This window comes from Ralstonia sp. 22111 (assembly GCF_052045895.1).
In the GTDB taxonomy this organism is placed as follows: domain Bacteria; phylum Pseudomonadota; class Gammaproteobacteria; order Burkholderiales; family Burkholderiaceae; genus Ralstonia; species Ralstonia wenshanensis.
In genome coordinates, this window is record NZ_JBQEPR010000009.1 from 88,248 (window position 1) to 100,362 (window position 12,115).

The 12,115-nt window shown below is 64.7% G+C and carries 12 protein-coding genes; all 12 read right to left on the reverse strand.

What is annotated here, in order from left to right:
* Positions 1 to 217: 217 nt before the first annotated feature.
* The 12 genes from ACTJK4_RS20485 to ACTJK4_RS20540 are packed head-to-tail and all read right to left on the reverse strand — an operon-like array spanning position 218 to position 11,944.
* A complete protein-coding gene (locus tag ACTJK4_RS20485; protein WP_322018151.1) occupies positions 218 to 484 on the reverse strand; it encodes a cytochrome C oxidase subunit IV family protein in 267 nt (88 codons plus the stop codon).
* Positions 481 to 1,125, reverse strand: coding sequence for a cytochrome c oxidase subunit 3 (locus ACTJK4_RS20490; protein WP_440077644.1), 645 nt, complete (start codon positions 1,123 to 1,125; stop codon positions 481 to 483). Before ACTJK4_RS20490 ends, ACTJK4_RS20485 begins: the two co-directional genes overlap by 4 nt.
* Complete coding sequence (gene ctaD, locus ACTJK4_RS20495; RefSeq protein WP_440818809.1) at positions 1,122 to 2,786, reverse strand: cytochrome c oxidase subunit I; 1,665 nt, start codon at positions 2,784 to 2,786, stop codon at positions 1,122 to 1,124. Before ctaD ends, ACTJK4_RS20490 begins: the two co-directional genes overlap by 4 nt.
* Positions 2,728 to 3,675, reverse strand: coding sequence for a cytochrome c oxidase subunit II (gene coxB, locus ACTJK4_RS20500; protein WP_440818810.1), 948 nt, complete (start codon positions 3,673 to 3,675; stop codon positions 2,728 to 2,730). Before coxB ends, ctaD begins: the two co-directional genes overlap by 59 nt.
* The gene (locus ACTJK4_RS20505) at positions 3,672 to 4,445 is read right to left on the reverse strand and encodes an SCO family protein (protein ID WP_440077649.1); all 774 of its coding nucleotides are present in this window, start codon (positions 4,443 to 4,445) and stop codon (positions 3,672 to 3,674) included. Before ACTJK4_RS20505 ends, coxB begins: the two co-directional genes overlap by 4 nt.
* Positions 4,445 to 4,789: a hypothetical protein gene (locus ACTJK4_RS20510; protein WP_440077650.1), complete on the reverse strand. Its 345-nt coding sequence runs from the start codon at positions 4,787 to 4,789 to the stop codon at positions 4,445 to 4,447. Before ACTJK4_RS20510 ends, ACTJK4_RS20505 begins: the two co-directional genes overlap by 1 nt.
* A complete protein-coding gene (locus tag ACTJK4_RS20515) occupies positions 4,782 to 5,864 on the reverse strand; it encodes a hypothetical protein (protein WP_440077651.1) in 1,083 nt (360 codons plus the stop codon). Before ACTJK4_RS20515 ends, ACTJK4_RS20510 begins: the two co-directional genes overlap by 8 nt.
* Complete coding sequence (locus tag ACTJK4_RS20520) at positions 5,861 to 6,478, reverse strand: c-type cytochrome (RefSeq protein WP_440077653.1); 618 nt, start codon at positions 6,476 to 6,478, stop codon at positions 5,861 to 5,863. Before ACTJK4_RS20520 ends, ACTJK4_RS20515 begins: the two co-directional genes overlap by 4 nt.
* On the reverse strand, positions 6,475 to 7,017 hold the full coding sequence (locus ACTJK4_RS20525) for a DUF3341 domain-containing protein (RefSeq protein WP_322018159.1): 543 nt from the start codon (positions 7,015 to 7,017) through the stop codon (positions 6,475 to 6,477). The genes ACTJK4_RS20520 and ACTJK4_RS20525 overlap by 4 nt, the downstream gene beginning before the upstream one ends.
* Complete coding sequence (gene nrfD / locus ACTJK4_RS20530) at positions 7,014 to 8,396, reverse strand: NrfD/PsrC family molybdoenzyme membrane anchor subunit (RefSeq protein WP_322018160.1); 1,383 nt, start codon at positions 8,394 to 8,396, stop codon at positions 7,014 to 7,016. Before nrfD ends, ACTJK4_RS20525 begins: the two co-directional genes overlap by 4 nt.
* A complete protein-coding gene (locus ACTJK4_RS20535) occupies positions 8,389 to 11,286 on the reverse strand; it encodes a 4Fe-4S dicluster domain-containing protein (RefSeq protein ID WP_440818811.1) in 2,898 nt (965 codons plus the stop codon). Before ACTJK4_RS20535 ends, nrfD begins: the two co-directional genes overlap by 8 nt.
* Positions 11,287 to 11,293: 7 nt before the next feature.
* A complete protein-coding gene (locus ACTJK4_RS20540) occupies positions 11,294 to 11,944 on the reverse strand; it encodes a cytochrome c3 family protein (protein WP_440818812.1) in 651 nt (216 codons plus the stop codon).
* Positions 11,945 to 12,115 lie beyond the last annotated feature (171 nt).

Genomic DNA, 12,115 nt, shown 5'->3' on the forward strand with positions numbered 1-12,115 from the left:
AAAAGCCAACACCTATGAGCTACCGCCAACCCCGCGACAAGCGCTTCAACGCCTGTTTTTTCTTTGTCGACCAGTCAATCGGTCGGCCCCACAAACATGGCTCCGCAAACAGCGCTGAATTCGCAGCGAGACATGGGGTTTCTGTGTTGGTAGTGTGCGCCTCGCTGTATCGCTTCAGCACAATGGCAGGCTCTCCTTCGAGAGAACTCACTGCTCTCTATGGCAGGCGCGTGCCGTAGTCGCTGGTCGACAGCGCAATCAGTACTGCCAGCAAAAACAGTGGCGCCGCTGCTGTCACGCTCAGCAAGACACCGCGCAACTGCATATAGACCTTGGCGATCAGAAGTGCCTTGGCGGTTGCAATCAGCATATTGATCACGCTGTTCCAGATGCCGAGCGGCAGGAAGGTAGAAGCCGCTGTCGCGGCCAGCAACGCCATCAGCAGCACCCAAACGCCAACAATCGCGCCGTACGTGGTCTTCATGACCCGCTCCGACCCAGCAGGTAGTACATCGGGTACAGAAACAACCACACCACATCGACAAAGTGCCAGTACAAGCCTGCCACATGCACTTGCGGAGAGCCTGCCTGCGCATGTCTGAGCCGCGCAGCCATAACCAGCATCACCATCACGCCAATCGTCAGATGCACGGCATGCAACGCCGTAGTGACGAAGTACAGCAGGAAGAACAACTGTGCCGGCTGCCCGATGGCACGCCCCGCCACATCCAGCGCGAAGTCCGCACCGGGCACAAAGTGGTGCAGCCATTCCAGCCGATACTCTGTCGCCTTGATGGCGAGGAAGGCCGCGCCGAGTGCCGCCCCGCCGCAGAGCAACCGTGCGGCCAGGCGATGGCGATTCGACTCGCAGGCCGCGGATGCCATCGCCACTAGCATGCTGCCCGTCAGTAGCAACGCGGTATTGATCGTGCCCAGTGCGAATTCGGTATGTCGGCCCGCTGCGGCAAAGGCATCGGGGTAGTGCAACCGTCCGTAGAGGTAGCCGAGGATCAGCGGGCCGAAGAACATCGCCTCGCTGGCCAGGAACACGCACATGCCGAGGCTTGCCACCATGTGCGGCGGCTCGTCACTGAAGGGCGCGCTGGCACTTGGGCACGGGTTCATTGGATGTGCTCCTTGCCGCTCTGCACGTCGTATGCGTACGGGCCCCGCGTGACCACGGGCGGCACATCGAAGTTGTGCACGGGCGGCGGCGATGCCACCCCCCATTCCAACCCTGTCGCGCCCCATGGGTTAGCCGGCGCACGCTCGCCGCGAAATAGCGACCAGATCAGATACCCCATCGGCAGGAAATATCCCACCGCAAGAATGCCCGCCCCCGCTGAAGACAGGATGTTGAGCACCTGGAACTCCGGCGGATACGCGTGGTAGCGGCGCGGCATGCCGGCCACGCCAAGCAGGTACTGCGGAAAGAACGTGAGATTGAAGCCGATGAAGATCACCACGGCAGCCACGCGCGCCCACGTCTCGGGATAGAGGCGGCCCGTCAGCTTGGGCCACCAGAAGTGCAACCCGCCGAGATAGGCCATCACTGCGCCGCCGACCATGATGTAGTGGAAATGTGCGATGACGAAGTACGTATCAGTCAGGTGCACATCCAGCGCGAGTGCGGCCAGCATCAACCCCGTCAGCCCACCGACGGTGAAGAGCCCGACAAAACCCAGCGCATAGAGCATGGGCGCCGACAGGTGGATGTGGCCTTTGTACAGCGTCGCCGTCCAGTTGAAGACTTTCACGGCCGAGGGCACCGCCACGAGGAAGCTCAGCAGCGAGAACGTCATGCTGGCGTAAACCGACTGGCCGCTCACGAACATGTGGTGCCCCCACACCAGGAAGCCGATCGCGGCAATCGCCAGAATGGCACAGGCCATTGCCCAATAGCCGAACACGGGCCGCCGCGCAAAGCACGGGATGATCTCACTGGCGACGCCCATCGCCGGCAGAATCATGATGTAGACCGCCGGATGCGAGTAGAACCAGAACAGGTGCTGGAACAGCAGCGGATCGCCACCGAGTGCAGGGTCGAAGATACCGATGCCGACCAGCCGCTCCACCGCGAGCAGCAGCAACGTCATTGCCAGCACGGGGGTGGCAAGCACGAGGATCACACTCGTGGCGTAGCTGGCCCAGACGAACAGCGGCAGCCGCATCCAGTGCATGCCTTCCGCGCGCTGCGTGTGCACCGTCACGATGATGTTCAAGCCGGTGAGGATCGACGAGAACCCGACCATGAACACACCAGCCAGTGTCAGGACGACATTGCTGTTGGAAAACATGGTCGAGAACGGCGTATAGAACGTCCAGCCCGTATCGACCCCGCCAAACGCCAACGCGCACAGTGCGACCGCGCCGCCCAGCACATACAGATACCAGCTCATCAAATTCAGGCGCGGAAACGCCATGTCGCGCGCGCCTACCATCAGCGGCACCAGGAAGTTGCCAAGCACGGATGGAATCGACGGAATCAGGAACATCCACACCATGATCACGCCGTGCGCAGTAAACAGCCGGTTGTAACTGGCGGCAGACACCAGCGCGCCGTTGGGCGTCAGCAACTGGAGCCGAATCAGCGTAGCCGCCAGGCCACCCACAAAGAAGAACCCGGTGATGGCCACCATGTACAGCCACGCGATGCGCTTGTGATCACGCGTGAGCAACCACGACCGCAGCGTGTCGCCGCCGCTGAAGTAGCCCGGTAATGGCGTGTCAGTGCGCGTTGCCGGCATCGTCAGCCCCTGTTGAATGGAGATACGCGAGGATTTCAAACAGATCCTCCTCGGGCATCTGCCCGGCAAAGGACGGCATGATCGGCGTATAGCCGGCCACGATGTCCTTGTTCGGCTGGAGGATCGCGTCGCGCAGATAGGCGTCGTCGGCCTTGACGATGCGGCCGTCGTCCAAGTGCACCAATCGCCCGGGCAGGCCGGCGAGGTCGGGTGCGTGCACGGTGGAGCCGGCCGCATGGCAGCCGCTGCAACCGTAGCGCCGAAACAGCGCAAAGCCGCGTGCGGCAATGTCGGGTTCGGTATTGCCGCCGTCGAGCCACCGCGCGAAATCTGCCGGCGGCATGACGATCACCCGGCCGCCCATGGTTGCATGGTCGGTACCGCAGTATTCGGCGCACATCAGGTGAAATTCGCCGACTTCCGTTGGCGTGAAGAACAGCGTGGTGTAGCGCCCCGGCACCACGTCCGCCTTCAGCCGGAACGCCGGCACGAAGAAACTGTGGATTACGTCCTGCGAGGTCATCTGCAGACGCACCGGTTGCCCCACTGGGATGTGCAACTCGTTGATCTCGCGCCGGCCGTTGGCATGCTCGAGCTTCCACATCCACTGGCGTGCGACGACAAACACCGGCGTAGCCTGCGGTGGAATGCGATACAGCTGCGCGAAGTCGGCTGCCGCCCAAGTGAAGGCGGCGACAAACACCACCAGCAAACCGATGAACCAGCTCAGCTCCAGCGTGCGATTGCCCACGGGTGGATCACGCCGGTCCACCGACGATGCGGCGCGATACCGGATGCACAGCCACATGGTGGCGAGCAGCAGCGCCAGCGCGATGACGCCGAGCACGATCGTCATCGTGAGCATCAGCGTGTCGTAGCGCGTTGCTGCGCTGGATGCCGCGGGAGGAAACACCTGGGCGAGCCTCATCGCGGGCTCCTGCGCATGTGTCGTACGGCAAACCACAGCAGCCCTGCCAGCGCCAGCAGACCGGCGACTCGCACCAACCAAAGCGCCGTCACGCTGTACCGGCCGACATGCGGGTCGTAATGCGAGCACAGCAGCACCAGCCTGTCACGCAGACTGCCTACGCGGCCGGCCGATGCTTCCACGAGAGCCAGCCGGACATCTCGTGGGGCGAAGCGAACGCCGTCGAACACCTGCGACACACGGCCGTCCGGCGCCACCACCAGAAAGCCTGCGGCATGCGCGAAATCGCCGGTCTGCGGGTCGCGTGTTGTCCGCAGACCGATGCTGCGCGTCAGTTGCGTGATCTGCGGGGCCGCGCCGGTCAGCAGACGCAGATCGGCGCCGGCGTGGGCCAGCAACGGGGCATAAGCGGCGAGCTTGTCGTGCGCCAGCGTCCAGCCCTCTGCCGGATCGAAGCTGATACCGAGCACGCGATACGAACCCGGAGGCAGTCCTACCGCCGTCAGTGTCTGGAGTACACCGTCCATCACCGTCGTGCACAAGTTGCGACAGCGGTAGTAGCCCGGCACGAGGATGACCGGTTGTATGCCGAAGAAGCTGCGCAACCGAACCGGGCGGCCATTGTCGTCAACAAACTGCGCATCCAGCGGCAGCATTGCGCCGGCCTGCGGCGCTAGCGAAACCGTGGGCTGCGGCGGCAAGCTCAGCGGTGCGTCGACGGCGGCATTCGCACAGGTTGCGACGCAGCCGAGCAGGAACGCGCGCCACATCACGAGCCATCCTTGTTCTGCGGCGCAGCCAGCATGCGCATGGCCTCGTCGATGGGGATGCGCGCGATGTTCTGCCGGCGGTCCACCCAGCCGTAACTATTGATGAGCCGATCCTTCTCACGCTGATAGCGCTCGCGAGCGGGTTGTGGCGCGGGCTGCAACAGCTTTGGACCTGCTTCGGGTGCTGCTGCGGTGTGCGGTGTTCCAAACGCGTGCCAGATCACGTACGACATCACCGCGACAAGCACGATAACCAAGGCCAGCCCGCCACCAACAATCGCGGCGCGGTGTGCGCCCGGCACGGCGTCCTCGGGCATGCGATGCGGTTGGGGTCTGTCAGGCATGGTTGACCTCTTCGTTGCCAGCGCGAGCAACGCGCACAGGCGCCGGCCAGTACCGCACCCCAACGGCAAACGGGACGGCCATCGGAATGGCCACCCTCCACATGCCGTGAAGCGACACGCTCACCGAAGGGAGCACCAGCCACCACGCCCAGAGCAACTGCGTCATCACTACTGTCAGCGCCAGTGCGGCCAGCGTGCGCGGCGCCTGCTTGGCGCGGCGGAACAGCAGAATGCCCATCGGCGCGGCAAACTGGCACAACCACAACCCCCACGCCAGGATGGGCCACGCATGGTCGCGGCGCGCCACATACCAGGCGATCTCATGCGGCAGGTTGGCGCTCCAGATCACCAGGAACTGCATGTAGGTCAGATAGGCGCAGGTCATGAGGTACATCAGCAGCAGATTGCCAAGGTCGCGGCCGAGCTGTGCATTGAGCGCGGTGGTACGGCTGACGCTGCGCCACAGCACGAATGCAAAGCCGCTCAGCATCTGCGCCGTGGCAGCCACGAGGCCGAAGCCGCTGGAATACCAGAGCGGCATCAGCGACATGATCCAGTCCACCGCCGCAAGGCTGACCGTCAGCCCATACACGATCAGCGCCAGAGCGGCAAAGCGCCTGCTGCGCTCGTACGCAGGCAAGCGGCTCAGCGTCGCCAGCACGGTCCACGCAACCAGCCAGATGATGCTGCGCGCCGCAAAGAACCAAGGCGAAAGCCATACGCTCTTGAAGCTGGCGGCATGCGATGGCAGCGCTCCCGTCCAGCGTGCAGCGCCATCACTGGCGTGCTGCGTCCATGGATAAAGCGCATGCATGCCGAGCAGCACCGGCAGGAACAGCAAAGCGAGCGGCAGCATCATGCGGCTGCATTGCAGGATGTCGGCGCGGATGCCTTCGCCCCAGCGTCCACCGGTCAGGTTGTGAATCCACAGATTGGCCAACGCGCCCATCACCAGGCCGGCGCACCACCACCACGTTGCAAGCCACGCGGCCAGCAAAGCGGCATGGCCGAGCCAGGCGACTGCAATGCCGACTGCGGCGAGCACCACGCCCACAACGCCAAGTGGGGCCTTCATGATCCGGCCCCCGATGCTCCGTCGAGCCGCGTGCGTGCCGCCGGCGTGAGCCTATCGGCAGGCACATGCTGGCTCAGTTGCAGCGCACGCACGTAGCTGACGATGGCCCAGCGATCATCCGGCTCGATCTGCCCGGCGTAGGGCGGCATGACGCCGTGCCCCTGCGTGATCACATCGAACAGGTAACGGTCCGGTGCGTGGCGCAGGCGGTCGATATGAAACGACGGCGGGCTCGGAAAGCCTCGGCGCACGACCAACCCATCTCCGTCGCCGGCAACGCTGTGGCAGGGGGTGCAGTAGATCTCGTAGCGCTCGCGCCCGCGTTGCAGTCGCTGCAGGGTTGGTGGCGGGGCCTGTGTGGCGTCCAACAGCGCTGCGCGATCCCGTGCCGCGCCTGCGCCAACGCGGCCGCTGCTGGTTCCCGCAAACGGGCCGGCGGAAGCTGCCTCAGTGCCAGGAAGCGGCGATCGTGACGCACTGCCGTCGGCAAACTGGCCCGCGGCCGCATAGGGCTTGAGCTTCGGCTGGTCGTACATGTCCTGCTTGGCACGTTCGCATGCGTTCGTTACAAGCACGACGGCGAGCAGCGCTGCCAGGCGCAGTACGGCCGTCATGCCGGCACCTCCTGGACGCTCATCGGCTCCAGGCCCTCCAGGAAGCGGCGTGCTGCCTCCAGGTCGGGCCGGATCGATGTTGCCGGCAGACAGAGAAAGAAGCGGTGCCGCGTCGCCTGCGCAAAGTCCTCCACGCCAAACACGGGGTGCCGCAGCTTGGGCAGCCCGTTGCTGGCCAGCATGACGATTACCGCTGTCAACGCGGCACACAGAATCGCCAGTTCAAACGTCACGGGAACGAAGCTTGGCCAGCTGTGCAACGGCCGTCCGCCGACGTTGATCGGATAATCCAACGTGGCTGCGAACCATTGCATGAAGTAGCCGCCGGCACCCCCCACCACGCCGCCGGTGAACGTCCACGCGGGGACGTGGCTCTCGCTCGCGCCAACGGCCTCCGCCAAGCCAGGCACTACATAAGGTGCATAGGCCTCCACGTGTTCGAAGCCTGCGGCGCGCGCCTTGCGCACACCATCGAGCAATGCATCGGCGCTGCGCAATTCGGCGACGACACCGTACGGGGGCGAGGCCGCTGCGCTCATGTCGTCTCCGGGTCGCGCTCGTGCACCAGTTCGCGCATCTCTGCAATGGAGATGACCGGCAGAAACCGCACGAACAGCAGGAACAGGCAAACGAACAGCGTGATGGAGCCGAACAGCGTGATCCAGTCCCACGCGGTCGGATAGAACATGCCCCAGCTCGACGGCAGAAAATCACGGTGCAAGCTCGTCACCACGATCAGGAAGCGCTCCGTCCACATGCCAAGGTTGATGGCCAGGCTCAGGAGAAAGAGCGCGAGCGCGTTGTGGCGCACGCGCCGTGACCACAGCATCTGCGGCAGCACGACGTTGCAGACGAGCATCATCCAGTACGGCCCCGCATACGGCCCCGTCAAGCGGTTGACCGTCATGTAGATTTCGAACTCGTCGGCGCTGTAGAACGCGGTGAAGATTTCCGTGGCGTAGCCGTAGGCCACCAGCAGGCTCATTGTCAGCATCACCTTGCCGGCATTCGAGAGATGCTTGTTGCTGATGAAGTCGTGCAGCCCGAACGCGCGCCGCAGCGGAATGGCCAGCGTCAGGACCATCGCAAAACCGGAGAACAGCGCGCCCGCTACAAAGAACGGCGGGAATACGGTGGAGTGATAGCCCGGCGTGTTGCCCACCGCAAAATCCAGCGCCACCACCGAGTGCACCGACACCACCAAGGGCGTTGCAAGACCAGCCAGCAGCAGATACGCGCTTTCGTAATGCGCCCAGTGTCGCGCCTCGCCGCGCCAGCCCAGCGCCAACAGTCCATAGACATGACGCGCCGTGCGCCTGCCTTGCACGCAGGCACGGTCGCGCAGCGTGGCGAGGTCCGGAATCATGCCGACATACCAGAACAGCAGCGACACCGTCAGATACGTGCTGATGGCGAAGAAGTCCCACACCAGCGGGCTTCGCCACTGGGGCCAAAGGCCCATCACGTCCGGATACGGGACCAGCCAATAGAAGAACCAGGGCCGCCCCAGATGCAGGATCGGGAACAGGCCTGCAATGCCGGCCGCAAACAGCGTCATCGCCTCGGCAAACCGGTTGATGGACGTGCGCCAGCGCTGATGCAGCAACAGCAGCACAGCCGAGATGAACGTGCCCGCATGCCCAATGCCGATCCACCACACGAAGTTGCCGATGGCAAAGCCCCACGCAACCGGCATGTCGACGCCCCAGATGCCTACACCGTGCGCAAACAGCCACGCCACGGCCGCGAAGAAGAGTATCGAGCCAGCAAGCGTGACCAAAAAGGCGGTCCACCACCGCCACCGAAATGGGTGCTGAAGCACCAGGCCGGCGATCTTGTCCGACACGCTGGCATAGCCCCACTCGGGCGGCAACGCACCGGCTTCCTGCGAGCTCGCTGCGACGCGTTCTTCAGGCATCGCCCTGCTCCTGCGCTTCGGCCCGCGCGAGATCCTCATCGCGATTGACCACCACGGCTGCGTAGCTTGTGCGCGGCCGCGTGTTCAGATTGGCCAGCAGCCCATAGTCCAGCGGGGAAGCCTTGGCCCGCACCACCGCGCTATCGGCGTCGTTCAGGTTGCCGAACGTGATGGCCTGGGTGGGGCAAGCCCCTTGGCACGCAGTCACCACCTCGCCATCACGCAGTGGCCGACGCAACTCTTCAGCGGCCAACCGCGCGCGGGTGATGCGTTGCAGGCAGTAGGTGCACTTCTCCATCACGCCGCCGCGCCGCACGGTCACATCGGGGTTCTGTGCCGGGGCCGGGCGCGCAAGTGCCGTGTCGAGGTGATCCAGGAAATTGAAGCGCCTAACCTTGTACGGGCAGTTGTTGGAACAGAAGCGCGTACCGACGCAACGGTTGTAGACCTGCACGTTCAGCCCCTCGCTGTCGTGCACGGTGGCGCCGACCGGGCAGACCAGTTCGCACGGTGCATCCTCGCAGTGCATGCAGGGCACGGGTTGGAACAGAAGCCGCTGTCTTGATGCAGCGGTCCCGGGTTCCGGGCGATAGCGGTCCACACGGATCCAATGCATCGCGCGGCCGCGCATCACCTGGTCCTTGCCGACCACGGGGATGTTGTTCTCCGCTTGGCATGCGATGGTGCACGCTCCACAGCCGATGCAGCTATTCAGGTCGATCGCCATGCCCCACTTGTAGTTCGGGTATGGCCACGGCGGATACAGCGATGCTTCCGGCGCCTTGACTCCAGCGGAGGCAAAGCGCGGATCGTCCCGAAACTGCGCGACCGACGCCACCGGAATGATGGACCGGCCCTCCATCTCGTTGTTCTGCTGCGTATGGACGAATAGATGACGGCGGCCGACGGCGGTTGCCGTCAGCGTTGGCACCGTGCTCGCACGCGTTAGCCCATAGGCGGAGAAACCCACGCCATTGCCCACGCGCCCGGCGGCGCCCCGCCCGTAACCGAGCGGCAGGACGACCACGCCTTCCGCCTGCCGATCGGACACCCATACGGGCGCAAGAATGCTCAGCGTGGGCGCATCTGCCGCAGTAAAACGCACAACGTCGCCGGTGCGCACATCGAGCTTGCGCGCGGTGGCCGGCCCCATATATGCAGCGTTGTCCCACGTCAGGCCCGTCAGGGGTCGGGGCAACTCCTGTAGCCAGCCGTTGTTGCTGAATTCGCCGATGCCCACGGCGGGGTCTTCCACAAAGACCGGCCGCAGGGCCGGAGTATCAAAGCGGGGCGACACCAACAGCGTTGTAGATGGCTGGACGCTCGCGGCAGACGATGCCGTGCCCGCAATCACCCCGTCCTGCAACGCCGTGCGCCAGGCAGCTTCAAACTTGACGCCGGTCACATCCAAGCGGCGCTGCCAGTACTGACGCACCAGATCGTGATCCGACTGGTCTGTCTGTCTGAGCAACATGGCCGGCACAGCATGGATGTGCCGCCCCCCATAAAGCGGCGCGATCAACGGTTGCACGATGGATGCCGTGCCGTCCCAGGCGCGCGCGTCTGCCCATTGCTCGAACGGATGCGCCAGTGGCACGTGCCAGACAGACGCCTGCCCCGTCTCGTCGTAGTACAGGCCGTGATGAACGGGCAGCCGCACCGTCTTCAACGCCTCGGCAAAATGCAGATCGGCCGGCGCGTCATACACGGGGTTGCAATCGAGCATCAACAGCGTGTCGACATCGTTGCCGTGCATCGCATCGGCCAGTTCCGGCAACGGCCGCGCCAGTTGATGCGTGTCTGCCAACACGGATTCGATGGGAACGACGGTATGCCCCATCGCGCCCAGATGCACATTCAGGCGATGCACGAGCGCTTGCGTCTGCACAGACAGCGTTGGCCCTGCAACGAGCACGGCCGCTTGCGGCGCCGCGCGCAGCCGCTCGGTCAAGTGGTCTTCCCAAGCCACGGCCAATCTCGTGGACGCCGGTACCGTCAGTGCCGGCATGCCCGGCACCCCGAGCTTCGCGGCCAGGCGCCATGTCAGGCGCTCGATCTCGTGCGGAGCGAGTGCGATGCGGTGGTCTGCGACGGCACCAGTCAATCCCTCGGTCGATTCGGCAACGTAGAGGCGACGCGTAAAGCGCGGCGCGCTGGCGCGGCGGTCTGTCATCGCATCACGCGCATGGCGCAGATGGCCGGGCCCTGAGGCGAACACATCGGCATCCAGCGCAACGATGGTCTCGGCGTGTTCCAGATTCAGCACCATGTCGAGCGGCCGCCCAAAGGCCAGCAGTGCCGCACGCATCGCACTCCCGTTGTCGAGCGGGTCGTAGCTGTGCCAGACGGCCTTGGGATAGCGATCCAACAGGCGGCGGACCTGGTCGAGCTGCGTCGGCGCGCTGATGTGCCCCGTCAACAGGCGCAGCCCCGCACCCCCGGCCTGCTGCCAACGCGCCCCCTCCGCAAGTGCAGCCTCAAACGCGTTCCACGATGCCGGCGCACCGCCCCGGCGCGGCATCTGCGACCGGTCCGGGTCCCACAACTGCAGGATGGCTGCCTGACTGAACGGGCTCGTCGCCCCCAGGCTGGCCGGATGCCGGGGATTGCCCTCCACCTTGGTCGGCCGCCCCATGTTGCTTTCGACCAGCACGCCGCATCCATAGCCATGCCGGGTCAGCGTGGTCGCATAGAACGTCGGATGGCCCGGCGTCAGACCCTCTGGCATGTGCACGTACGGCACGATCTTTTCGGCCGGTGGGCCGCTGCAAGCTGCGCTGCCCAGCGCCACCGATGCCGCCATCCAGCGCATGAAATGCCGGCGGCCCGGGCTGTCCGGCTCGTCGTCGCCCGGCGTTGGATGGATGGGGATGGTGTGGCGTGTCGGCATTGGCGCGTCAACGGTGGCAGCTTGAGCAGTCGGTCATGCGCCGGCTGTCCTGCAGTTGATAGAGCCGATGCAGCATCGCCATGTCCTGCTCGGACAATGCTGGCGTCGGCGACATCGAAAACACCTGGTCGGCCGGGCGGATATGCGAGCTCGGGTCCCGATGGCAGCCGATGCACCACTTCATGTCGAGCGACGCCACGCGGCGTGTCAGCGGCATTTGGTCGATACGGCCATGGCACTCGACGCAGGCCACGCCCTTGTTCACGTGAATGCTGTGATCGAAGTACACGAAATCGGGCAGCTTGTGCACGCGCGTCCATTGCAGCGGCTGGTTGCGCCGCAGGCTCTCGTGCAGCGGCGCGAGCATCGGCGCATCGCGGTACAGCTGCGCGTGGCACGACAGGCAGATCGACGTGGCGGGCATGCCGGCAGAGGACGATGTCGTGACCGTCGTGTGGCAGTAGCGGCAGTCAATGCCGTCATCGCCAACGTGATGCTTATGACTGAAGGGGATCGGCTGGTCGGCAGGCTCGTCCATCGCAATGTCAGGTGTGATTGACAGACGCCAAAGCCAGATGCCTGCGCAGACAAGTGCAACCGCGGCTGCCGCCGTCAGCTTGATGAGAAGAACCGCCTGACGGCTGAAGGCCTGTGCCATGAATGCGTAAGCCGGGAATGCGCGTGGCGCCGGGCTCTCCCGGGCAGGAAGAAGAGGCGCAGCAGCCAACGCAAGCGACATGCCCATCTCTCGCCATCAAGATGTGTAGCGGGATCGACTTGCGCGTCGGCGCGGCGCATTCGCATACCGCCAGGCATGACTCGTCTTGTA

What these genes read in the sequence shown, in the direction of transcription:
- coxB (WP_440818810.1), bottom strand. Translation starts at nt 3,675, where the DNA reads ATGAGGCTCGCCCAGGTGTTTCCTCCCGCGGCATCCAGCGCAGCAACG.
- ACTJK4_RS20490 (WP_440077644.1), bottom strand. Translation starts at nt 1,125, where the DNA reads ATGAACCCGTGCCCAAGTGCCAGCGCGCCCTTCAGTGACGAGCCGCCG.
- ACTJK4_RS20485 (WP_322018151.1), bottom strand. Translation starts at nt 484, where the DNA reads ATGAAGACCACGTACGGCGCGATTGTTGGCGTTTGGGTGCTGCTGATG.
- nrfD (WP_322018160.1), bottom strand. Translation starts at nt 8,396, where the DNA reads ATGCCTGAAGAACGCGTCGCAGCGAGCTCGCAGGAAGCCGGTGCGTTG.
- ACTJK4_RS20510 (WP_440077650.1), bottom strand. Translation starts at nt 4,789, where the DNA reads ATGCCTGACAGACCCCAACCGCATCGCATGCCCGAGGACGCCGTGCCG.
- ACTJK4_RS20505 (WP_440077649.1), bottom strand. Translation starts at nt 4,445, where the DNA reads ATGTGGCGCGCGTTCCTGCTCGGCTGCGTCGCAACCTGTGCGAATGCC.
- ACTJK4_RS20540 (WP_440818812.1), bottom strand. Translation starts at nt 11,944, where the DNA reads ATGGCACAGGCCTTCAGCCGTCAGGCGGTTCTTCTCATCAAGCTGACG.
- ACTJK4_RS20535 (WP_440818811.1), bottom strand. Translation starts at nt 11,286, where the DNA reads ATGCCGACACGCCACACCATCCCCATCCATCCAACGCCGGGCGACGAC.
- ACTJK4_RS20525 (WP_322018159.1), bottom strand. Translation starts at nt 7,017, where the DNA reads ATGAGCGCAGCGGCCTCGCCCCCGTACGGTGTCGTCGCCGAATTGCGC.
- ACTJK4_RS20520 (WP_440077653.1), bottom strand. Translation starts at nt 6,478, where the DNA reads ATGACGGCCGTACTGCGCCTGGCAGCGCTGCTCGCCGTCGTGCTTGTA.
- ACTJK4_RS20515 (WP_440077651.1), bottom strand. Translation starts at nt 5,864, where the DNA reads ATGAAGGCCCCACTTGGCGTTGTGGGCGTGGTGCTCGCCGCAGTCGGC.